This window comes from Arhodomonas sp. AD133, from assembly GCF_051195215.1.
Lineage (GTDB): Bacteria > Pseudomonadota > Gammaproteobacteria > Nitrococcales > Nitrococcaceae > Arhodomonas.
This window is the reverse complement of sequence record NZ_JBNAZM010000023.1, coordinates 1-22,051: the sequence shown is the minus strand read 5'-3', so window position 1 is coordinate 22,051 and position 22,051 is coordinate 1. Positions and strand designations below refer to the sequence as shown.

The window sequence follows — 22,051 nt, the reverse complement described above, 5'->3', positions numbered from 1 at the left end:
GGAGCCGCCCATGAGCCTCGACGACCAATGGTTCTCCGAAGCCTTCGAAAGCGAGGGCGTCGCCTTCTCGCTGCGGGTGCGCCGCAAGCTCCTCGACGAGCGTACCCGCTATCAGCACATCGAGGTCTTCGAGACCAGCCACTGGGGCAATCTCCTGACCCTGGACGGCTGCGTGATGCTCACCGGCCGTGACAACTTCCTCTACCACGAAATGATGAGCCACCCGGCGCTGTTCACGCACGCCGCCCCACGGCGCGTGCTCATCATCGGTGGCGGTGACTGCGGCACGCTGCGCGAAGTGCTGCGCCATCCCGACGTCACCGACGCAGTCCAGGTGGACATCGACGAGGGCGTCACCCGAGCGGCGGCGCGTTTCTTCCCGGAGCTCACCGAAGCCAACGACGATCCGCGCGCGGAGCTGCGCTTCGAGGACGGACTCGCCTACATCAAGTCCTCCGGGGACGGAACCTTCGACGTGGTGATCATCGACAGCACCGATCCCGTGGGATTCGCGGAGGGGCTTTTCGAGGCGCCGTTCCTCCGCGAAGTCCACCGCGTACTCGCCGACGGTGGCGTCCTGGTCCAGCAAAGCGAGTCGCCGCTGCTCCACAGCGAGAGCATCATCCGCGACCTCCATGGCGCTCTCGACGAGGCCGGCTTCGCGCACCGTGTGACCCTGCCGTTCCCGGTGCCGAGCTATCCGAGCGGCTGGTGGAGCGCCACTCTCGCCGGCAAGGGCGTGCCCGTGAACCGATTCCGGCAGGCCGACGCCGACGCCCGCGCGTTTCCCACGCGCTACTACAGCGCGGACGTTCACCGTGGTGCGCTCGCTCCACCCGCCTTCTGTGCGGCACTGTTCTCCGGCCTGGAATCGGTCACCACCGGATAAATCATGAATATGTAAATCGTTCGCATTCATGATAGTGTTCGCGCCGCTTTCCTGTGCAAAGTTGGGGGGAACACATGAACGACGAACGACTGGCCGTGCACCGACGCACAGCGCTGAGATTGGGCCTGGGCGCCGGCGCGTTGTGCCTGGCCGCGGCTGTGCAGGCAGACGATTCCGCCATCACACTGGACGAGATGGTAGTGGTGGGCAGCCGGGCGCCGGCCAAGATCAGCGAGCTCGCCGGTACCGTCTGGATCATCGAGCCCGAGCAGTTCATGAAGCAGGTGCGCGCCGGCGCCTCCCTGAAGAGCGCGCTCGGCAAGCTCATTCCGAGCCTCGACGTCGCGCCCCAGGGACGGACCAACTACGGGCAGAACATGCGCGGACGCTCGGTGCTGGTCATGATCGACGGCGTCTCACTGAATTCCTCACGCGGGCTCAGCCGGCAGTTCGACAGCATCGACCCGTTCAACATCGCCCGCATCGAGGTGCTCTCCGGCGCCACGGCGCTCTACGGCGGCGGCTCCACCGGCGGTATCGTCAATATCATCACCAAACGCGGTGAGCGCGGCGGGGCGAAGTTCACGAGCCAGGTCGGCGCCACTTCCGGCTTCAACGATGGCGACGACTACGAAGCACGCGCGGCGCAGTCGGTGAGCGGCGGCAACGAGACCGTCCGGGGCCGTTTCGGTATCGCCGTCCAGCGCAACGGCGGATTCTACGATGCCGACGGTGAGCAGATCGTGCCGGACATCTCCCAGACCGACCTCCAGTACAACCGCAGCATCGATCTCATGGGCTCGCTGGACGCCGATCTGGGCCCGGATCAGGGTCTCTCGGTGACTGCCCAGTACTACGATTCCCGCTACGATGGTGACACCGGTCTGTACCTGGGCGAGGACCTGGGTGCCGTCACCGGCGCGTCGCCCGAGAGCTTCGACATTCGCGACGGTCTCGAGACCGACCGCGAGCCCGCCACCCGGCGGCATCTCGTCAACGCGACGTATCAGCATGATGACCTGCTGGGCCAGAGCTTCTACCTGCAGGGATTCAGCCGACGCGAGGAAGCGAGTTTCCATCCCTTCCCCTACGTGCGTGACGGTAACGGCGACGGCATGCCTGACCCCGGCTCGTACTACTCCGCCTCCAGGCAGGACACCGACGTCCACGGCTTGAAGGGCGTGTTCGTCAGCGAGCTCGACCCGGTACGCCTGCAGTGGGGGCTGGACGTGGATCGGGAGGAGTTCGAAGCGGATCAGATGCTCTTCGACTTTCCTCTGGCCGCCGACTCCGGAGGGCTGAAGCTCGATGAAACGACGACCGTGGGCCGCTACCCCGGCTACCAGGTGGACACCGTGAGTGCATTCGCCCAGGGCGAGTGGCAGGCAACCAAGCGCCTGCGCTTCACCGCCGGTGTACGCCAGCAGCACTCCGACGTGGAGGTGGACGAGTTCGTCGGCGCCCGCCAGCAGGTGGCAGTGGCACTGGGCTACGCATCATCGGCGCAAGCCATCCCCGGCGGCTCCAACGACTACGACACTACGCTCGTCAACGTGGGCGCGGTGTTCGACGTCAACGAGCGCAACCAGCTGTGGACCAACTTCGCCCAGGGCTTTGAAATCCCCGATCCGGGCAAGTACTACGGCCAGGGCAGCTACGAGCTGGTGGATGGGCACTACGTGCTCAACGACAGCGTCAACGTGGACGAGTCGCCGCTGAAGGGCATCAAGACCAATCAGCTCGAAATCGGCTGGCGACACTTCGGTGATCGCCTCACCGCGCAGGCAGCGGTCTACTATGCGTGGTCGGACGAAGCGCTCACCAACGACAGCGAGAGCCTCGCCGTCGAGGTGCTCGATGAGCAGACCCGGGACTACGGCGTGGAAGGCAAGGTCAGCTACCGCATCGACCGCCAGTGGCGACTCGGCGGTACCGCACACCTGGTGCGCTCGGAGCAGAAGACCGACGGTGACTGGCAGAAACGCGACGCCCGCTACGCCAGCCTCTCCAAGGCCACTGCCTTCGCTGGCTGGCAACAGGGCGGCACCGGCGTGCGCCTGCAGTATACCCGCGCCTTCGACCTGGACGACGACCAGGGCAACGAGATCGACGGCTTCAACACCGTCGACCTGCTCGGGCGCCAGACGCTGCCCGTCGGTGAGCTCTCCTTCGGCGTGCACAATCTGCTCGACGCCGACTACACCACGGTCTGGGGACAGCGCGCGCAGCTGTTCTACGCGCCGTACTATGGTCCGGAGGAGATGTTCGCCTACAAGGGCCGCGGGCGTACCTACAGCCTGACCTATACGGTTCGCTACTGAACCGAGCGCACCCGGGGGCTCAAGCCCCCGGAGCGCCGATACGCGACAGCCGGAAGGCGGCCACCACGTTCACGCGTCACACTCATTCGACACCGGGCCGCAGACGCCCGAGATTGGCGCCGTCGTCATCGACCACCTGCAGCGTCGAATACCCCGTGCGCGGCACGGTCACGATCAGGCAGGGGTACGTGATTACCTGAGCCACCATGGCGTCCGCCGGCGGCGTTTGGCGCCGGACGACGAGCTCCAGCCGATCGCCCTGCTGGCGACTGTCGGCGAGGCTGAGACCGTACCCGGCAGTGGGACGCTCACCCAGCCACACGCCCACGGCCGCCTGCGAACGCCAATCGAGCCCGTCGGCGGTGCCGGCATCCACTAGCGATCCCGTGCCTGCAACGAGCGCATCCGCATCGTCGAACCATCGGACCCGGGCATCGCCCGGCGCACAACGCGCCGAGCGTGCAAGGGTCATCGGCTCGACAGTCAGCGCCTGATCCAGTGCCGGCTCCTGGGCGCGGCAGGCGACGAGCCCTAGCGCCACTGCCAACAGCCACACACCGTGCCTCATGGCCCCTCCTTGCGGTACTGGGGCGCCAAAGAGGTCAACGGCGCGACCGGGAAGTTCACGTTCTCACGCACCTCCCCCTCGTCGATTTCCAGCGGCTCGAGGGCCGCGCCATCCGGCCAGCCACCGCAGATCTCCGCGAGCTGGCACAGGCGGCGGTCGCCGTCCAGGTCGCTGGAGGCGATGACCGCGTACTCTCCGGCGTCCACGTCAGTGAAGCGGTAGCGGTAATCGTCGCTGCCGTCCAGCTCGAGCTGGCGGGACGCCGGCTCGCCGGAGACGTAGTCCTCCCAGCGATAGAGCTGGACGAACTGCCGGCCGGCATCCGCAGCGGGCACCGGCTCCACCAGAACCGTCACCGGTACGTCCAGCCGTTGACCGCCGTCCGTTTCCATTCGCAGGACGGTGCGATTCACCCCCTCGGCGAGGCCGTCGCGCTCCACGCTAGCACGATAGCGACCGCTGGCCTCGTCCACGGTGGTTACCGTCAACCAGTTCGCCTGCGGCTGTGGCGGTCCGGCAAACGCACCGTCACCACAGATGATGCGAAATCCGATCTCCATGCTCTGCGGCAAGGAACCGAAATCGAGCTGCCTCGGCACGGCATCCACCCTGGGGGATACCAGGCCCTCGCCACGGGCCAGGCGTCCGGCATAATCCACCGCCGCGGCCGCATCGAGCCGTCCGTAGCCGAGCTCCGGGTCCCACGCGTCGGGCTCACCATCGGTGAGCTCGCCGGCACGGACGCCGCACTCGACCGCCTCGGGTGTGAGCCCCGGGTGAACGGCCTTCATCAAGGCGACCACACCGGCGGCCTGGGGCACGGCGAAGGAAGTACCCGCGACCGCCGCATAGGCGTCATCGCCGCTGAGGGTCTGCACCGGATCACCCGCATCACCACCAGGCGCGGCGAGGGAGACCGACGCTCCCATGGTGGAATACGGCGCGCGGGTACCATCACGTCGCGTGGCGGCGACACCGAGCACATCCGCATGTGCGGCGGGGTACTGTGGCGTGGCATCGCCCGTATTGCCTGCGGCCGCGAGCACGATCACACCTCGCTCACGCACGCGTGCGAATTCGGCCGCCTGGGCCGCACCGCCCGGCCCGCCGAGGCTGAGATTCACCACCTGCGCTCTCGGTGCAGCCTGCGCCGGCCCCGCGGGCGTGGCCAGGCCCGCCGCGTAACGCACGCCATTGATCACGTCTGCCAGAGTGATGCGCGAGGCGCTGCCGACACGCACCGGCAGAACCCGGGCGGCCTGCCAGGCAGAACCGGCCACGCCCAGGGCATTGTTCGTGGCCGCTGCCACCAGGCCGGACACCTCGGTGCCGTGGAATATGCCGTCGACCGCCGGGTCGGTGGGGTCCGGATCAATCCCGTCGCCGTCATTGGAGAAGTTCGGGTCGGACGCAAAATCGTACCCCTGATCGAACAGCAGGCGATCGTTCAGGTCCACGTGACGGCGAATGCCATCATCGATGACCGCCACCGTCACATCCGAACCGCTACCGATGACCTCGTCCCACGCCTCGGGCAACGCCAGTGCCGGATAGTGCCATTGGGTGGCGTAACGGGGATCATTGGGGATGCGGTTGCGCTCCCAGAGATAGTTCGGCTCGGCGTAGCGTACATCCGGATGACGCCGCAGCTCGGCGACAGCCCTGAGCGTGCGTGCACGCAAGCCATCGGCGTCACCGCCCGTTACCCCGAGACGGGACAGGATCGCCTCCCCTGCCGGTGTGTCGAGATGTACGAGCACAGGCCCCTCATTGCCTTCGGCCGCTTGCCGGCTCAGCGCGCCCTCGGGCCACTGCGCCCCCGCACGCAGCCCCACGAGAATCTCGCCGGCCACGAATGGACCGGCGGCCGCCGCGAAATCGGCGGTCGGTGCACCACCGGCGACGCCGAGCACGTACAGCCCGGCACCCGCCTCCGCAACCAGCTCCGCGCGGTAAGTGCCATCCGCCGGAGCGAGCACGGTGCGCACGGGCTGGCCGGCACTCGTTCGGGTTTGCTCGCAGTCACCACCGACGGCACACAGGCGCAGACGCAGAGTCTGACCCGCTGTCGCCACCAGGGAGACCGCCTGGCCTCGGGCCAGCGTCACCCGGTAGCGGTCACTGCCACCGCCCACCGCGGCGCTGGCGCTTACCGTCGCGGGGTTCGACAGCGCCCGCTCGCCCGCCGGCGCGTCCGCGTAGGTGCCCTCGGCCACCTGCAGGCGACCGCTGATCTCGGTAACAGGTTCATCGCTGTCCCCGCCGCCACCTCCGCCTCCGCAGGCGCCCAGGGCGAGTGTCACGGCGGATGCCAGCAGGGTACGCCCCCATGTTCGGATCATTGTCATCTCCCCTGCGCTTTGTCGCGCAGCCTATCCAGACGCAAGCGGCTACGCTCGTCGAACAGTCGACGCGCCGCCATCCGATTGGCGAGCAACGTCCCAAAACCCGTCCCCACAGTGATCAGAAGAAATATCAGGATCTGGTAGCGCACCGCCACTCCAGGCGGGCTGCCGGCGAGAATCTGGCCGGTCATCATCCCCGGCAGGCTCACTACTCCCGCAGCGGCCATGCCGTTGATCATGGGGATCAGACCGCTGCGCATGCTCTCGCGACGCAACGGTGCGACCGCGGTCTGCCATTCCTCGCCGAGCATCAGTCGCGCCTCGATGGCCGCGCGCTGTCTCCAGGCCCCCTCGGTGAGCCGCTCCAGGCACAGCGCCACCCCGTTCATGGTGTTACCCAACAGCATACCCAACAGTGGAATGGCGTACTGTGGACGGTACCAGGGTTCGGGCTGCACGAGCACCAGCAAGGCGAGCCCCGCGGTAGTGAAACTCGCGACGAACATGGCACCCGCGCCGATACCGTAGCCCCAGCCGCCGGCGAAGGGGTGACGCTGACGAGCGTGCACTTCGCGAGCGGCGACGAGCAGCATGCCCAGCCCCACAAGCATGACCCAATGCCAGTCGTTCAGCGCGAACACCGCCTCCAGCACCAGCCCCACCAGGGCGAGCTGTACGCCCATACGCAGCGTCGCCCACCATAGTGAACGAGTGATCGCCAGGCGTTCGCGCCAGGCAAGCACGCCGAGCGCGAGCACCAGCCCCGCGGCCAATGCGAGATCCAGCGCGGTAAGAGGGATCACGGCCATGGCACGATCTCCCGGAGCTCGCCGGCATGTATGCCATAGCCGCGGGCACACACCCGCCTTAGCTGATTCTGGTCGTGACTCACCCACAGCATCGCGCCATCGTTGCCGGGGCGTGCGGCGAGCCAGCGCTCCACGCGATCGACATTGGCGCTGTCGAGGTTGGCGGTGGGCTCGTCGAGCAAAAGCACCCGTGGTGTGCGGAGCACGGCACGCAACAGGGCAAGTCGCTGGCGCTCACCGGAGGAGAGCCGGGCAACCGGCCAGTCGAGCACATCGGCCGCGAAACCAAGGGGCCGCAGGTCGGCAGTGGTGACATCGACCGGGAAATGCGCGCCGACGCGGTCGTCCCACCAGGCACTTTCCGCGGGCACATACATCACCCGTGCCCGCCATTGCGGGCCGCCCCACTCCAGGTGGGAACGGCCGTCCAGGGTGATCTCGCCCGTGGCGGGATCGAGGTCCGCCAACGCACGCATGATGCGAGTCTTGCCGGAGCCGGACGGGCCGGTGAGGGCAACGCATTCGCCATCGCGCACCTGCAGCGCAGCAACCCGTACCACCCCGCAGTCCAGTTGTCTCGCCGCCAGTGTCACCGCCGCCCCGCTCGTCGATCGACCCCTGCCCTTATACCGGGCTGGAGCGGATGCGCTCAATCGCGGGTGGATATCGCCGGAACGCCGGCTACGCTGTTTACTGTATACAGTATTCAGAAATCTGGGGACGCGATGACGACACAGGACGTGCCCTCACCGTGCATTGGGGTATGCCGGCTGGACGCGAACGGCGCGTACTGCTGCGGCTGCGGTCGCCACATCGACGAGATCGGCCGTTGGTCGAACATGGATCCCGTGGAGCGGCAACGCGTCGTCGACCGTCTTCGCCGGAGGCGATCGGACAACACCGACGCCGCGACCGACGCCCTGCCGAGGAGGCGTTACTAATCTTCCCAGAGGTGTTGTCATGCAGCGCATCGACACCCCCAAGCCGCTGCCGGAACTGGTCTACGACGCAGTGCTGAACGCCGTCTGCGAGGGAACCTTGCGGCCGGGCGAACGCATCACCCAGGACGGATTGGCAAGCCGTCTCGACGTCTCGCGCCTGCCGGTGGGCCAGGCACTGAAGCGCCTGGAGACCGAGGGCTTTCTCTGCCCCGTCGGCCGTCGGGGGCTGCGCGTTGCCCCACTGTCCGCGGCGCTCGTGCGCGATCTCTACGGTCTGCGCGCGGGCGTCGACCTGATCGCCGCGGGCGAAGCCGCACGCCGCTGCGACGATCGATTCATGGCCGAGGGCGAGCGCATTCTCGCCGACGGACGCTCGGCGCTTGCCGCTCACGACGTGCCCCTGCTGATCTCTGCGGACGAGGAATTCCACTGGCTGATCTACGAGACCGCGGCCAACGCCCGGGTACTGGAGGTAATGGCCACCCAGTGGCACCACACCCGGCGGGTGATGATCAACGTCATCGACGACGCCGCCAACCAGGGCCCGATCTGGGACCAGCACGAGCGCATCTACCGGGCGATCTGCAACGGCAACGTGCCCGAAGCGGAGCTGCTCGCCCGTGAGCACGCCGACGGGGCCTGCCACTGGCTGCAACAGGCCACCGAACGTCTCTCGGCCTAGGGTCTGTCCGGCCCACGACGAGGAGGAGAGGAGATGGCGCAGAGTGAAGCGGTGATCCGGGTACTGCTCGCCAAGGTCGGCCTCGACGGCCACGACCGCGGCGTGAAGATCGTGGCGCGCACCCTGCGCGATGCGGGCATGGACGTGGTGTACACGGGCCTGCACCGCACCCCCGAAGAGGTGGTCGACGCCGCGTTGCAGGAGGACGTGGACATCCTCGGCATCAGCCTGCTCTCCGGGGTGCACATGACCGTCTTCCCCCGGGTGCTCGAGCTGCTGCGCGAGAAGGGCGGCGAGGACATCATCGTCGCCGGCGGCGGCGTGATCCCCGACGAGGACGTCGCCGAGCTGGAGCGCATGGGCGTCGCCAGGGTCCTGCTCCAGGACACCCCGCCGCAGGAGATCGTCGACGCGTTCCGTGCCCTGGTGGCCGAGCGCGGACCGCGCTAGACCGCGACACTGCGGAGGAGGAGATCATGGAGCAGTGGCAGTTTCCGCCGCGCTACGACGCGCATTACTTCCCCGCGCCGGGCGAACGCTACTGGTTCCCCGAGCGCGAGACGATGGCCCCGGGGCAACGGGACGAGGCCATCGTCGCCCGTCTGCGCGAGGTCATGCGCTACGCCTGGAGGCACGCCCCCTTCTACCGGCAGAAGTGGTCCGAGGCCGGCATTCAGCCCGACGACATCCGCAGCCTCGCCGACTTCGAGCACGTGCCGGTGGTCACCAAGGACGAGCTGCGCGCCTCGCAGAACGCCCATCCGCCCTTCGGCGACTACCTCTGCGTACCCCACACCGAGGTCTACCACATTCACGGCACCTCCGGCACATCCGGACGGCCCACGGTATTCGGCCTCTCCCGCGAGGACTGGGAGACCATCGCCAACAACCACGCGCGCATCATGTGGGGCATGGGCTTGCGTCCCGGAGACACGGTGTTCGTTGCCGCCATCTTCAGCCTCTACATGGGCTCCTGGGGCGCACTGACCGGCGCCGAGCGCCTCGGCTGCAAGGCCTTTCCCTTCGGCGCCGGCGCCCCGGGCATGACCGCCCGCGCGGTGACCTGGCTGCGGCTGATACGCCCGGCAGGCTTCTACAGCACGCCGTCCTACGCCCTGCGCCTCGCCGAGGTCGCCCGGGAGGAAGGCGTGGACCCGCGCGAGTTCGGCCTGCGCGTGATGTTCTTCTCCGGCGAACCCGGTGGCTCCATACCCGGCATCCGCGACCACATCGCCGCGACCTTCGGTGCGCGCGTGGTGGACTGCGGCACCATGGCCGAGGTCACTCCCTGGATGCACGGCGCCGGCAGTGCCGAGACCGACGGCATGCTGCTGTGGCAGGACATCGTCTATACCGAGATCTGCGACCCGCAGACCGCCCGCCGCGTGACCTACGGCGCGCAGGGTACACCGATCTACACAACCCTCGAGCGCACCTCCCAGCCCATGATCCGGCTGTTCTCCGGGGATCTCACCCACTGGACCATGGAGACGAATCCCTGCGGGCGCACCTACCCGCGCCTGCCCCAGGGGATCTACGGACGCATCGACGACATGTTCCAGGTGCGCGGCGAGAACGTGTATCCCAGCGAGATCGCCGCGGTGCTCACCCAACTCGAGGGCTACGGGGGCGAGCACCGCATCGTGATCACCCGCGAGGGCGTCATGGACGAGCTCGCGGTACAGGTGGAAATGGACCGCACCGTGGAGACCAGCGGCGAGGCGGCGCAGGAGCGCTTCCGGCAGTCCGCCGCCGAGGCCCTCGCCCGCATGCTCGGCCTGCGCGTTGCAGTGACGGCGGTGCCCACCGGGACGTTCGACCGCACCGACTTCAAGGCCAGGCGGGTCGTCGACGACCGCGACCTCTACCGCAGCCTGCAGGCGCGGGCCGGAGGCGGCTGACATGGCACAACGCATCGCCTCCGAGACGCTCGCCGAGCGCGTCTGCAACGGCGATCCGCGGGCGATGGCGCGGCTCATTACCCGAGCGGAATCCGGCGAGCGCGAGTGTCGTGCCGCCCTCGCCGCGCTCTACCGCCGCACCGGCCGCGCCCATGTCGTCGGCATCACCGGCGTGCCCGGCGCGGGCAAGTCCACCCTGGTGAGCCAACTCGCCCGCACCATTCGTGAGACCGGGCGGCGCGTGGCGGTCATCGCCATCGACCCGTCCAGCCCCTTCTCCGGCGGCGCCATTCTCGGCGACCGCATCCGCATGTCCGATCTCGTCCAGGACCCGGGCGTGTTCATCCGCAGCATGGCCACCCGCGGCAGCCTGGGCGGGCTCGCCCGGCCAGCGCTGGACGCAGTGGACGTGCTCGACGCCGGCGGCTTCGACCTGGTGTTCATCGAGACCGTGGGCGTGGGCCAGGACGAGGTGGACGTGGTGCGTGCCGCCCACACCACCGTGGTGATCAACGCCCCGGGCCTCGGTGACGACATCCAGGCAATCAAGGCCGGCATCCTCGAGATCGCCGACGTGCACGTGGTGAGCAAGGCCGACCGCCCGGACGCCAACCGCACCGTGCGCGAGCTCAAGAGCATGTTGATGATGAGCATGCCCGAAGCCCCCGATGCCTGGCAGGTACCGGTGATCCCCACCAGCAGCGAGACGCTTTCAGGATTCGACGAGCTCCTCGCGGCCCTCGACCGCCACCGCGAGCACCTCCATGGCAGCGGCGAGATCGATGTCCGCCGTCGCCGCATCGCGAGCACCCGGGTGGTGAAGATCGCCGAGGAGATCGTGCGCGAGAGCTTCTACCGCGCCCACCCCGATCGCATCGAAACCATGATCGAACGCGTCGTCGAGCGCGAGCTCGACCCTCACGGCGCCGCCCTGGAGCTGTTGGCCACGGTCAAGGAGAGAATTCGCTATGACGAGCAAGCTGTATGACGATGCCGCGCTCACGCGCATCGACACCGAGCGCCGGGACTGGGAGGCCAACGAGGTCGCCGGCTTCATCCGGCGCATGCCCGAGCGCAAGAGCGAGTACCGCACGGGCTCCGGCCTCCCCGTCAACCGCATCTACACGCCGGTGGACATCGCCGAGACCGGCTACGAGGACATCGGCCTGCCCGGGCGCTACCCGTTCACCCGCGGGCCCTACCCCACCATGTACCGCGGCCGCCACTGGACCATGCGTCAGATCGCGGGCTTCGGCACGGCGGCGGAGACCAACCAGCGCTTCAAGTACCTGCTCGACGTGGGGCAGACCGGGCTCTCGGTGGACTTCGACATGCCCACGCTCATGGGCTACGACTCCGACCACCCCATGAGTCACGGCGAGGTCGGCCGCGAGGGCGTGGCCATCGACACTCTGGAGGACATGGAGACCCTGTTCGAGGGCATCGATCTCACCAGGATCTCGGTGTCGATGACCATCAACCCCTCGGCGTGGATCCTGTTCGCGATGTACATCGCCCTCGCCGAGCGGCGTGGCTACGACCTCAACGACCTCTCCGGCACCATCCAGAACGACATCCTCAAGGAGTACATCGCGCAGAAGGAATGGATCTACCCGGTGCGGGAGTCGGTACGCCTGGTCCGCGACTGCATCGAGTACGGCGCCGGGCACATGCGCCGCTACAACCCGGTGAACATCTCCGGTTACCACATCTCCGAGGCCGGCGCGACCGCGGTGCAGGAGATCGCCTTCACCATGGCGACCACCATTGCCTACGTCGAGGAGGCAATCAAGGCCGGCGTGAGCGTGGATGACTTCGCCCCGCGGCTGTCGTTTTTCTTCGTCAGCCAGGCGGACTTCTTCGAGGAGATCGCCAAGTTCCGCGCCGCCCGCCGGGTCTACGCCAGGATCATGGCCGAGCGCTTCGGCGCGCAGAAGCCGGAATCCTGCCGGCTGCGGTTCCACGCCCAGACTGCCGCGGCAACGCTCACCAAGCCGCAGTACCAGCTCAATATCGTGCGCACCGCCTTTCAGGCCCTCTCCGCGGTACTCGGCGGCGCGCAGTCGCTGCACACCAACGGCATGGACGAAGCCTTCGCCATTCCCACCGAAGACGCCATGCGCCTCGCCCTGCGCACTCAGCAGGTGATCGCCTACGAGACCGGAGTGGATCAGGTGGTCGACCCCCTCGGCGGCTCCTACTACGTGGAGACGCTCACCGACCAAATGGAGCGCGAGGTGAACGCCATCCTCGCCCAGGTCGACGAGATGGGCGGCACCCTCGAGGCCATCGAGGACGGCTGGTTCCAGAAGGGCATCGCCGACTCCGCTTACGAGTTCGCCATCCGCAAGGCAAGCGGCGAGCGGCCGGTGATCGGCGTCAACTGCTTCGTCGAGGAAGCGGAAAACGTCGACATCGAGACGCACCCCCACGACCCGGAGACCGAGCGCCGCCAGATCGAGCGCCTGGAAAATGTGCGCTCGGCGCGCGACGAAAGCGCGGTGCGCCGGCTCCTGGAGAAGCTCCGCGAAATCGCCGGGGACGAGTCCCGGAACATCATGCCGGTGACCATCGAGCTGGTGAAGGCGGGTGCCTCCATGGGTGACATCGTGGAGACGTTGCGGGAGAAATGGGGCACGTATCGGGAGACCCCCGTGATCTGACTCGCCGCCCCGGAAGCGGCTTCCCGTTGCCGGACGGCTGTGAAACCATTGGCCGGTTCATTCACCGCCAGCGGCCGGGCGTTCGCCACGTCCGGCCGGGGAGACGAGCGCTTCTATGGTCCGCCTCACCAAGATTTACACGCGCACCGGCGATGCCGGCGAAACCGCCCTGGTGGATGGTTCGCGGGTGCCCAAGGACGACCCGCGGGTGGCCGCGTTCGGCAGCGTCGACGAGCTCAACGCCGCTATCGGCTTCGCCCGCATCGACGGTACCGGCCAGCTCGAATCGGAGCTAGAGCGCATCCAGAACGACCTCTTCGATCTGGGCGCCGACCTCGCCACCCCCCTGGACGCCGAGCTCAAGCACGACCCTCTGCGCCTCGAAGCAAGCCAGGTGACGTGGCTCGAGCGCTGCATTGACGCCTACAACGCCGAGCTCGAGTCCCTGCGCTCGTTCATCCTGCCCGGCGGCGTCGCGCGCGCGGCGCACCTGCACTTCGCCCGCACGGTCGCCCGCCGCGCCGAGCGCGACATGGTCACCCTCCACCGCGAGCACCCCATCAACGAGGCGGGCCTGCGCTACATCAACCGTCTCTCGGACTACCTGTTCGTGGCCGCCCGTCACGTCAACGCCGCCGCCGGCCACGGTGATCTGCTGTGGGTACCCGGAAAGCACCGTGAGTGAATAAGCCGTAGATACTCCGTTGCCGGTCAAGCGCTGTGCATGAACATCGCTGAACAGTCGCCGCAGGTCGGCGAGCGCGTGCGCTGGCCGACATTACCAGCGCTCCGCTCCGCGCACGCCAACCGATCGCATACGGAGGCGGCGCCGGCAGTGCCCCCACGCACCAACGTCGGGCACCGCCGGAGGCGGTCCCCGACCTACCGCTGTCGCGTAGCTAACCGGGGAAGACCGCCGTAGGTCGGCGAGCGCGAAGCGCTGGCCGACATCCCGAGTGCAGAGACGTCGTCTGCCAGCACCAGCGGATCGCCACGGCTGGCATTGCCCGTATGCTTCGCAGCGGCGCCGATCCCTGGCGGGCATATCGAATGCTCGCGTTACACGCGACGCTGCCGCCGCGGGTACCGCTCGGCACTTGAAACCTGCCACTCACTGCTCGCCACTCATCAAGAAACCGCCTGCGGCGAATTGCCTCATTCGTACCCCGGTTTCGGACGCTGGCCGTCGGCCAGCTTGATGAAGCCGCGGGCGATCCGGTAGATGCCCCAGATGAACGCGGCGAACCAGACGGCCACACCGATCACCGGGCCGATGATGAAAAACGTTCCGAAAATCCCGACGAGCCAGGCGAGGACGCAATACGCCACACTCCACCAGAAGGTGCGAATCTGCCAGTTGACGTGCGCGGCCGTTGTGCCATCGCGCGGGAGCTCGTCGCGCGCCAGGTAATCGATGACGAGCGCGACGATGAAACCGATGGCGGTAAACACCCCGACGATCTGGGCGATGTAAGCATACGCCGCATATCGGCGCTCATCCGAGAACAGGGATTGACCGGTACTCGTCCGTGCGACCGTGTCGCTGTCGGCAATCATTGAGCAACTCCTTGCTTCGAGTGAATGCCTCCCTTCCGGGCCCAGGACCGGACCGCGACGGGTCACCGGCGCCGGACCCGCACTGAGGCCGTCGCGTCATGGTGACGATTGCGACGCGACGAGGGCGTGGAATCTATCACAAAGCGACAGGAGCACGTCCAGATGCCGGCATATGGGTATATCGGTTGGCAAGGTCGGCACCTGCCCCCAAGCGGGGCGAGTGAAAAAAAGAAGGCAGTGCGGCACGCCCACACCGAACGCGCCGATCACTGCCTTTAAGTTTCTTTTTCTTATCGTTTTAGCGGTATCCAAGCACGCCTGTCAGGTGAGCTTGGTGAACTCCGGATAGGCCTCCAGACCGCATTCGCCGATATCCGTACCTTCCGACTCCTCGTCCTCGGAGACGCGAATGCCCACGGCCGCCTTGAGCACGGCCCAGACGATCAGGCTTGCGGCGAACACCCAGACGAAGATGGTGGCGATCCCCGCGAGCTGTCCGCCGAAACCCGCCGCGTCATTGGACAGGGGTACGGCGAGCAGCCCCCAGATTCCGACCACGCCGTGCACCGAGATGGCGCCCACCGGATCGTCGATCTTGAGCTTGTCGAGGGCGACGATGGAGAACACCACCAGCACGCCGCCGATTGCGCCGATGATCGTGGCGAGCAGCGGGGCGGGGGTGAGCGGTTCGGCGGTGATCGCCACGAGGCCGGCGAGCGCACCGTTGAGCGCCATGGTGAGATCCGCCTTGCCGAAAGCGAGACGGGCGGTGGCGAGCGCGGCGATCACACCGCCGGCTGCCGCCATGTTGGTGTTGACGAACACCTGGGCGACGGCGTTGGCCTCGGCCACGTTGGAGACCTTGAGCTCCGAGCCGCCGTTGAAGCCGAACCACCCGAGCCACAGGATGAACGTGCCCAGGGTCGCCAACGGCAGGTTGGCACCGGGGATGGCACGGACCTCGCCCTTGGGTCCGTACTTGCCCTTGCGCGCGCCGAGCAGCAGCACACCGGCGAGCGCGGCGGCCGCCCCGGCCATGTGCACGACGCCGGAACCGGCGAAGTCCTGAAAGCCGAGCTGGTCGAGGAAACCGCCGCCCCACTTCCAGTAACCCTGCACCGGGTAGATGAAACCGGTCATGATCACGGCGAAGGCAAGGAACGCCCAGAGCCTCATGCGCTCGGCCACCGCACCGGAGACGATGGACATGGCCGTGGCGACGAACACCACCTGGAAGAAGAAATCGGACAGCGTGGAATAATAGATGCCACCATCACTGGCGAGCACCGACTGCGCCGTGTGATCGGCACCGATCAGCGAGCCGAAGCCCGGGATGAAGGCGTTGACCGCCTCTCCGTACATGATCTGATAGCCACAGAGCAGATACATCACGCAGGCGATGGCATAGAGCGCGACGTTCTTGGTCAGAATCTCGGCGGTATTCTTGGCGCGCACCAGCCCCGCCTCGAGCATGGCGAAGCCCGCCGCCATCCACATCACCAACGCGCCGGACACCAGGAAATAAAAGGTGTCCAGCGCGTAGGCCAGTTCGACTACACGGTCCATGGGAACCTGCCTCCCTCATTCACTGGAATAATCGGCGAACGCCTCACGGTTACAGCGCGTCCACGCCCGTCTCGCCGGTACGGATGCGCATGACCTCGGCGAGCTCCGTGACGAAGATCTTTCCGTCACCGATCTTGCCGGTGTTCGCCGCGCGGGCTATGGCCTCGACGGCCTGCTCCACGAGCGCGTCGTCGAGCGCCACCTCGAGCTTCATCTTGGGCAGAAAGTCCACGACGTACTCGGCGCCGCGGTAGAGCTCGGTGTGACCCTTCTGCCGGCCGAAGCCCTTGACCTCGGTCACGGTGATACCCCGTACGCCGATCTCCGAAAGAGCCTCGCGCACATCGTCGAGGCGGAAAGGTTTGATAATCGCGGTGAGCAGTTTCATCGTCTAAATCTCCCTGATCGGCCGGGACATTCCGGCACAGCGCCCAACCTGACTCCCTCTAAGCACCCCGCGTGCCATCTCTGATTTGTTCATGAAACTCAAATAGTTAACGGAAACCCCCATGATTGGGGCCAGGACACACCCGCACCGATTCGGTGCAATCGCCCGCGGCGGCGCGCGCGCAATTGGTGCATTCGCCACGCGGACTCGTAACGACGTAGAATGAAGACAACCCACAGGGAGGACGCCCGATGCTCGATCCCAAGCAACTCGACGATCTCGCGCGACGCGTCAGCGAGCATCTGCCCGGCGGGGTGCGCGAGTTCCAGCAGGAAATCGAGAAGAACGCGCGCACTGCGTTGCAGTCGGCCTTCTCGCGAATGGATCTGGTCACGCGGGAAGAATTCGACGCCCAGGCGAAGGTGCTCGCCCGCACGCGTGCCCGGCTGGAGGCACTGGAGCAGCGCGTGGCGGCACTCGAAGCCGGCCACAGCGAGAGTCAGCCGCCGCAGCCGGTCGACTAGTCCCGACGTTCAGGGGCGCCGGGAGAGGCGCCCTGTAGCACTCAGGGAAGCATCGCCGCCGGCGGTGCCCAAAGGAGGGAACCGTGTCGCTCGCCGTTGTTCACGGCCGCGCGGCGGTGGGTGTGGAAGCCCCGTCAGTGGCCGTCGAAGTGCATCTCGCCGGGGGACTGCCGTCACTGTCCATCGTCGGTCTGCCCGAAACCGCCGTGAAGGAAGCCCGCGACCGGGTGCGCAGCGCGCTGGTCACCAGCGGATTCGATTTTCCCGCACGACGGATCACCATCAACCTCGCCCCGGCGGATCTGCCCAAGGAAGGCGGGCGCTTCGATCTGCCCATCGCGCTGGGCATCCTCGCCGCCTCCGGCCAGATACCGAAGGAGGCCGTCACCGGCTACGAATTCGCCGGCGAGCTCGCGCTCACCGGTGACCTGCGCCCCGTCTCCGGCGCCCTGCCACTCGCGGTGCATTGCCGTGAAGCCGGCCGCCAGGCGATTCTGCCGGCGGCGAGCGCCACCGAAGCGGCTGTCGCGGGCCCGGAACTGGCCCTCGGCGCCGATCACCTGCTCGAAGTCTGCGCCCACCTGAGCGACCGCGACCGCCTGGCCTATGCGAGCCCGCCGCAAGCCGGCAGACGCCGGGACGCCCCCGACCTCGCCGACGTGCGCGGACAATATCAGGCAAGACGATGTCTGGAGATCGCCGCCGCTGGCGGCCACTCCCTGCTGCTCGCCGGCCCGCCCGGCACGGGCAAGAGCATGCTGGCGGCACGTCTGCCCGGCATTCTCCCCCGCATGAGCGACGACGAGAGCCTCGAAGCGGCCACCGTCGCGTCGGTGAGCGACGGCGGCTTCGACCCCGCCCGCTGGGGCGTGCGCCCGTTTCGCAGCCCACACCACTCCGCCTCCCACGTCGCCCTCGCCGGGGGCGGCTCACGGCCCCGGCCCGGCGAGGTATCACTGGCCCACAATGGGGTGCTGTTTCTCGACGAGCTGCCGGAGTTCAGCCGCAAGGCGCTGGAAATGCTGCGCGAACCGTTGGAGACAGGGCACGTCGAGATCTCCCGGGCGGCAGCCAAAGTGCGCTACCCGGCGGCCTTCCAGCTCGTGGCTGCCATGAACCCCTGCCCCTGCGGCCATCTGGGCGATCCCACCAGCGCCTGCCGCTGCACACCCGACCAGATCACCCGCTATCAGGGGCGGATAAGCGGTCCCCTGCTCGATCGCATCGACCTGTTCTGCTCGGTACCCCGCCTGGCCCCCACGGAGCTACGGACGAGCCCGCCCGGCGAGTGCAGCGCCGAGGTCCGTACCCGTGTCGAGGCCACACGGCAAGTTCAGCAGCAACGCGACGGCACCGCCGCGGCCCGGCTACCGGCGGGAACACTGGAACGAACATGTGCATTGGGCCGCGCGGAGGGCGAAATGCTGGACCAGGCGACCGAACGCCTGGGCCTGTCGGCCCGCGGCTATCACCGCTGTCTGCGCGTCGCCCGCACCATCGCCGATCTCGCCGAGAGCGAGCGCGTTACCGTCGCCCACCTCGCCGAAGCCATCGGCTACCGCGAGCGCAGCACCGCCGCCGCAGGCGGAACAGCGACAGCGTGAGCGCAGTTCCAAGGCAATCGCCGGTAGGCGAAGCAAGCCAGATCGGCGCACCCGTTTTCACTCATCCCGACGGCGCCGCGGAACCTCCGGCGCCTCTGCGTCCCGCCAGAGCTCCCCGATGACCGGATCCTCTTCCTCGCGCCGGGGATCGACGGGCCGCTTCCTCACCCGGCGCTCGGCGAGGGGATCCCGATGGCGCAGCAGAAACGCCGCGGCGACACCGGCCAGCGCGCCGAAAAGGTGGGATTCAAAGGAAATGCCGGGCTTCAATGGCAGAACACCCCAGATCATGCCGCCGTAGAGGAAGAACACCAGCATCGCCAGCGCCATCGATGGGCGATCGCGGCGCAGGATGCCCATCACGAAGACGAAGAGCATCATTCCGTACATGAGGCCGCTGGCACCAAGGTGGACCGCCTCGCGGGCGAACAGCCACACCCCCAGGCCGGAACCGAGCCAGATGATGGGCAGCGCGATCCGCGAAGCGCGCGGGTAGCCGTACAGCATCGCCACGCCCAACACCAGCAACGCCGGGGTGTTGGCCATGAGATGCGAGTATGAGCCGTGCACCAGCGGCGCAGTCACGACGCCGTGCAACGCCGCCACCTCCCGTGGCTGCACACCCAGCGGCCCGAGCGACATGCCCAGCAACGCCGCCATCCCCTGTATGGCCCACAGCGCGACCACGAACAGGGTCACACGGGTGACAGTGTGCATCAGGCGAGGTTCGCGCATGGGGAGAACGTCCACCCTCGAACAAGCGGCCCCCGTTCATGGCGGAGCCGCTGCAGAGTAATCACGTGGCGGGCGGGCCTCGGCGCCCTCTCCGCTGTCGAAGCGCGGACGCAACCCGCCTTGGCACACAGCTTGAGACAGCGCCGCTTCAGGGAAAGCCACCAGCCCCAAGAACTGTCCGTACCTCGATCCAACGCCCGAGCACGCGGCATCCGCGGGAGGACGGATGTTCCGGTAAGGCGCACAGTCCCCTCCGTCAGCGTCGGCGCCATCGCATCCTCCGGAGGCCGTTCATGACGACATCCGCCTTCCATTCACTCTCAGGCTAGCAGGCCACCGAGTCGACGCGATCGCGCCACACGGAAACTCGGCCACCGATCCGTGAACGCCGATCGTATGATCGAGATCAAGCCGCATCGCAACAGGCCTGTCATTCTGGTTTGCCGTACGGACAAACGCTGGGTATCAGCCATTTCGGCGCTCCGGGAGCAGGGTTCAGGCACATACGGGTTCTTGCAGCGGCACGGCGCGTTGGAACGCGATGGGCTCCAGGGCCACCTGCATCAATGGACCGTGCGCTGAAACCTCCGCACGCACGGGCATTCGGAGGACAGCCCAAACGAAGGGGAACGCAGATATGAGCAAGCACCGGATATTCCCGGCGGCGGTTACAGTTGCCGGGATCGCGCTGGCTTCGGATTGGGCTTGGGCACAACGACAGGCAGAGCCGTACTCGCGTGGCTACGGCCCCCATATGATGGACTGGGGCGGAGGCTGGTACGGCATGATCCTTGGTCCGCTCTTCATGATCCTGGTCCTCGTCACGGTAATCGCGGGTGTCGTACTGCTGGTGCGCTGGCTCGGTGGACCGTGGCAAGGCCCGCAAGCGCCGCATCATGGACAGCCGGGACGTACGCCGCTCGATATCCTCAAAGAGCGGTATGCGCGCGGAGAAATCGACACGGAAGAGTTCGAGGAACGCCGCCGCGTGCTCGGCGAATGAGATCCACGGCAATTCGTCCAACCACCCTTGGGCCGGCAGCCCGGCTCGGGGGTTCAAAGGGGCATATTGCCCGCCCCGCCTTCCGGCGGCGCGCTGTCGCTGCGCTCGCGGGCCTCCAGCAGCCATGCGGGCCGCAACCATTTCGGGCTATTCGGTTGGAAGCCGCGAACGACTGACATCGGGTGGGTTCAGACGAAAGAAGGCCGGTCGCATGACCAGCCTTTCATTCATCGCCCCGCCGGGCGCGAAGTCCCGGCGGGTAACGGCGCTTATGCCGAGGCTTTGGCGCCGCTGCTCTTGGTCGCGGCCTGGCGGGAAGCCGGCTTGGCAGCGCCCTGGACCTGGCCGATGTTCTGCTCAACGAGCTTGGTCGCCTCTTCGGTGTAGCTCGTGCCGAGCTCGCCAAGCTTCTGGGCGTCGTCACTGACCCGCTTGGTCACGGTCTCGGCGACGTCCTTCTGCCTCGCGACGTAGTCCTGCAGGGACTTCGCATCGGAGATCTGCAGGGCCTCACGGGTCTGGGCGATACCGAGATCGGTGTACGCCTTGGCGGCCTCGATCTGGACCTGCGCCAGCTTCTCGATGTGATCCACGGTCAGGCCAACAAAGGCACGCGTCGGCTCGAAGGCCTTGGTGAACTGCTCGGTAAGTCCAGTGATTGTCTCGTTACTCATGTGACTCCCTCCTTTGGGACGTCATCAAATGTTGCAGTGCACTATAGAAGCGGTGATGTTGCATTGCAACATGCAACTGATCAGCGGTGCCTCAAGCACCTCGCCACCAAGGCGATGCTCCCCGGGCGCAGCGAGGCGGCCTACCAGTTCATGACCCGGATCCGCATGCCGGGGGGCGTCTGTCAGCCGCAGCGGTGGCTGGAGCTCGATGACATCGCGCTAGCGCAGCTGGTACTGCACCGGAACGACGATCTCGCGACCCACCAGGTCCGCCGGTGGCGTCGGTAATGGCGAGGCCGCCCGAAGCATGCGCAATGCCGCCCGATCCAGCGTGCGCGAGCCGGAAGTCTCCGCTACTGACGCTTCGCGGACTTCACCGTCAGCGGTCAACGTGAAGGAAAGGTTCACCACCCCCTCGTCCCGCCGCAGCTTGGCCCGCCGCGGGTACTCCTTGTACCGCTGCAACGCCGCAAACAGAGATTGAAGATAGCCGCTGTGGTCCGCGGCACCGGAGGTGGCGCCACGGTCCGGGCCTGACGCGCCGGCAGGGGCAGCCGCATCCGTCTCACCCGAGCCGGCCGCTGCGCCTGAATCGCCCGCACTGTCCGTCTTCTCCGCCCCGGACTCGGCGCGCTCGTCATTGTTGTCGCCAGGCTCAGGCCCTGGTTCTGCCGGTTCCGGTTCCGGTTCCGGTTCCGGTTCCGGTTCCGGTTCCGGTTCCGGTTCCGGTTCCGGTTCCGGCTCCGGCTCCGGCTCCGGCTCCGGCTCCGGCTCCGGCTCCGGCTCCGGCTCCGGTTCGGGCTTCGGTTCGGGCTTCGGTTCGGGCTTCGGTTCGGGCTTCGGTTCGGGCTTCGGTTCGGGCTTCGGTTCGGGCTTCGGTT

At 67.3% G+C, this 22,051-nt stretch carries 22 protein-coding genes; 12 read left to right on the top strand and 10 right to left on the bottom strand.

All coding sequences use genetic code 11. The annotated features are described in order from the left end of the window. The first annotated feature begins 10 nt into the window (after nucleotides 1-10). Nucleotides 11-889 carry a polyamine aminopropyltransferase gene (gene speE, locus ACPEES_RS13570; RefSeq protein WP_435104044.1) on the top strand — a complete coding sequence of 293 codons (879 nt, stop codon included), beginning with the start codon at nucleotides 11-13 and terminating at the stop codon, nucleotides 887-889. Nucleotides 890-963: 74 nt separating this feature from the next. Next, on the top strand, nucleotides 964-3,210 hold the full coding sequence (locus ACPEES_RS13565; RefSeq protein WP_435104043.1) for a TonB-dependent receptor: 2,247 nt from the start codon (nucleotides 964-966) through the stop codon (nucleotides 3,208-3,210). 82 nt (nucleotides 3,211-3,292) lie between these two features. Here the strand turns inward: ACPEES_RS13565 and ACPEES_RS13560 are convergent, their stop codons facing one another. From ACPEES_RS13560 to ACPEES_RS13545, 4 genes are read right to left on the bottom strand one after another with little or no spacing between them, the layout of a single operon-like run. Next, complete coding sequence (locus ACPEES_RS13560) at nucleotides 3,293-3,778, bottom strand: protease complex subunit PrcB family protein (protein WP_435104042.1); 486 nt, start codon at nucleotides 3,776-3,778, stop codon at nucleotides 3,293-3,295. Further along, a complete protein-coding gene (locus ACPEES_RS13555; RefSeq protein WP_435104041.1) occupies nucleotides 3,775-6,120 on the bottom strand; it encodes a S8 family serine peptidase in 2,346 nt (781 codons plus the stop codon). Before ACPEES_RS13555 ends, ACPEES_RS13560 begins: the two co-directional genes overlap by 4 nt. A 2-nt stretch (nucleotides 6,121-6,122) precedes the next feature. Beyond that, nucleotides 6,123-6,932, bottom strand: a complete 810-nt coding sequence (locus ACPEES_RS13550) for an ABC transporter permease (RefSeq protein ID WP_435104040.1) — start codon at nucleotides 6,930-6,932, stop codon at nucleotides 6,123-6,125. After that, nucleotides 6,923-7,525: an ABC transporter ATP-binding protein gene (locus ACPEES_RS13545; RefSeq protein WP_435104039.1), complete on the bottom strand. Its 603-nt coding sequence runs from the start codon at nucleotides 7,523-7,525 to the stop codon at nucleotides 6,923-6,925. The genes ACPEES_RS13550 and ACPEES_RS13545 overlap by 10 nt, the downstream gene beginning before the upstream one ends. 132 nt (nucleotides 7,526-7,657) lie before the next feature. Here ACPEES_RS13545 and ACPEES_RS13540 point away from each other — a divergent pair, with 132 nt between their 5' ends. From ACPEES_RS13540 to ACPEES_RS13510, 7 genes are all read left to right on the top strand, one after another. After that, the gene (locus ACPEES_RS13540; RefSeq protein ID WP_435104038.1) at nucleotides 7,658-7,873 is read left to right on the top strand and encodes a DUF1289 domain-containing protein; all 216 of its coding nucleotides are present in this window, start codon (nucleotides 7,658-7,660) and stop codon (nucleotides 7,871-7,873) included. Nucleotides 7,874-7,892: 19 nt separating this feature from the next. Further along, nucleotides 7,893-8,555 carry a GntR family transcriptional regulator gene (locus ACPEES_RS13535; protein ID WP_435104037.1) on the top strand — a complete coding sequence of 221 codons (663 nt, stop codon included), beginning with the start codon at nucleotides 7,893-7,895 and terminating at the stop codon, nucleotides 8,553-8,555. Between the two features lie 33 nt (nucleotides 8,556-8,588). Continuing rightward, nucleotides 8,589-9,005, top strand: coding sequence for a cobalamin B12-binding domain-containing protein (locus ACPEES_RS13530; RefSeq protein ID WP_435104036.1), 417 nt, complete (start codon nucleotides 8,589-8,591; stop codon nucleotides 9,003-9,005). Between the two features lie 26 nt (nucleotides 9,006-9,031). Beyond that, a complete protein-coding gene (locus ACPEES_RS13525; RefSeq protein ID WP_435104035.1) occupies nucleotides 9,032-10,456 on the top strand; it encodes a phenylacetate--CoA ligase family protein in 1,425 nt (474 codons plus the stop codon). A 1-nt stretch (nucleotide 10,457) separates the two neighbouring features. Beyond that, nucleotides 10,458-11,444 (top strand): methylmalonyl Co-A mutase-associated GTPase MeaB, encoded by a 987-nt coding sequence (gene meaB, locus ACPEES_RS13520; protein WP_435104034.1) that lies wholly within the window; start codon nucleotides 10,458-10,460, stop codon nucleotides 11,442-11,444. Further along, the gene (locus ACPEES_RS13515; RefSeq protein WP_435104033.1) at nucleotides 11,425-13,119 is read left to right on the top strand and encodes a methylmalonyl-CoA mutase family protein; all 1,695 of its coding nucleotides are present in this window, start codon (nucleotides 11,425-11,427) and stop codon (nucleotides 13,117-13,119) included. Before meaB ends, ACPEES_RS13515 begins: the two co-directional genes overlap by 20 nt. Before the next feature lie 115 nt (nucleotides 13,120-13,234). Next, nucleotides 13,235-13,804 carry a cob(I)yrinic acid a,c-diamide adenosyltransferase gene (locus tag ACPEES_RS13510; RefSeq protein WP_435104032.1) on the top strand — a complete coding sequence of 190 codons (570 nt, stop codon included), beginning with the start codon at nucleotides 13,235-13,237 and terminating at the stop codon, nucleotides 13,802-13,804. A gap of 470 nt (nucleotides 13,805-14,274) precedes the next feature. Here ACPEES_RS13510 and ACPEES_RS13505 read toward each other — a convergent pair whose 3' ends face one another. The 3 genes from ACPEES_RS13505 to ACPEES_RS13495 form a co-directional block, all read right to left on the bottom strand. Further along, nucleotides 14,275-14,676: a DUF4870 family protein gene (locus ACPEES_RS13505; protein ID WP_435104031.1), complete on the bottom strand. Its 402-nt coding sequence runs from the start codon at nucleotides 14,674-14,676 to the stop codon at nucleotides 14,275-14,277. 321 nt (nucleotides 14,677-14,997) lie between these two features. Next, on the bottom strand, nucleotides 14,998-16,242 hold the full coding sequence (locus tag ACPEES_RS13500; RefSeq protein WP_435104030.1) for an ammonium transporter: 1,245 nt from the start codon (nucleotides 16,240-16,242) through the stop codon (nucleotides 14,998-15,000). A gap of 49 nt (nucleotides 16,243-16,291) precedes the next feature. Further along, nucleotides 16,292-16,630: a P-II family nitrogen regulator gene (locus ACPEES_RS13495; RefSeq protein WP_435104029.1), complete on the bottom strand. Its 339-nt coding sequence runs from the start codon at nucleotides 16,628-16,630 to the stop codon at nucleotides 16,292-16,294. A gap of 251 nt (nucleotides 16,631-16,881) precedes the next feature. Between ACPEES_RS13495 and ubiK the strand changes: the two genes are divergently transcribed. Together ubiK and ACPEES_RS13485 are read left to right on the top strand one after the other, a co-directional pair. After that, nucleotides 16,882-17,154, top strand: a complete 273-nt coding sequence (gene ubiK / locus ACPEES_RS13490; RefSeq protein ID WP_435104028.1) for a ubiquinone biosynthesis accessory factor UbiK — start codon at nucleotides 16,882-16,884, stop codon at nucleotides 17,152-17,154. 83 nt (nucleotides 17,155-17,237) lie between these two features. After that, on the top strand, nucleotides 17,238-18,758 hold the full coding sequence (locus tag ACPEES_RS13485) for a YifB family Mg chelatase-like AAA ATPase (protein ID WP_435104027.1): 1,521 nt from the start codon (nucleotides 17,238-17,240) through the stop codon (nucleotides 18,756-18,758). Nucleotides 18,759-18,815: 57 nt separating this feature from the next. Here ACPEES_RS13485 and ACPEES_RS13480 read toward each other — a convergent pair whose 3' ends face one another. Next, nucleotides 18,816-19,493, bottom strand: coding sequence for a rhomboid family intramembrane serine protease (locus tag ACPEES_RS13480; RefSeq protein WP_435104026.1), 678 nt, complete (start codon nucleotides 19,491-19,493; stop codon nucleotides 18,816-18,818). A gap of 637 nt (nucleotides 19,494-20,130) precedes the next feature. On the opposite strand from ACPEES_RS13480, the gene ACPEES_RS13475 reads away from it, so the two are divergent. After that, nucleotides 20,131-20,496: an SHOCT domain-containing protein gene (locus ACPEES_RS13475; protein WP_435104025.1), complete on the top strand. Its 366-nt coding sequence runs from the start codon at nucleotides 20,131-20,133 to the stop codon at nucleotides 20,494-20,496. A gap of 269 nt (nucleotides 20,497-20,765) precedes the next feature. On the opposite strand, the gene ACPEES_RS13470 is transcribed toward ACPEES_RS13475, so the two are convergent. After that, on the bottom strand, nucleotides 20,766-21,170 hold the full coding sequence (locus ACPEES_RS13470; protein ID WP_435104024.1) for a phasin family protein: 405 nt from the start codon (nucleotides 21,168-21,170) through the stop codon (nucleotides 20,766-20,768). Between the two features lie 219 nt (nucleotides 21,171-21,389). Beyond that, nucleotides 21,390-22,051, bottom strand: a 662-nt coding sequence (locus tag ACPEES_RS13465; RefSeq protein ID WP_435104023.1) for an energy transducer TonB family protein, incomplete at its 5' end; no start/stop codon positions are given.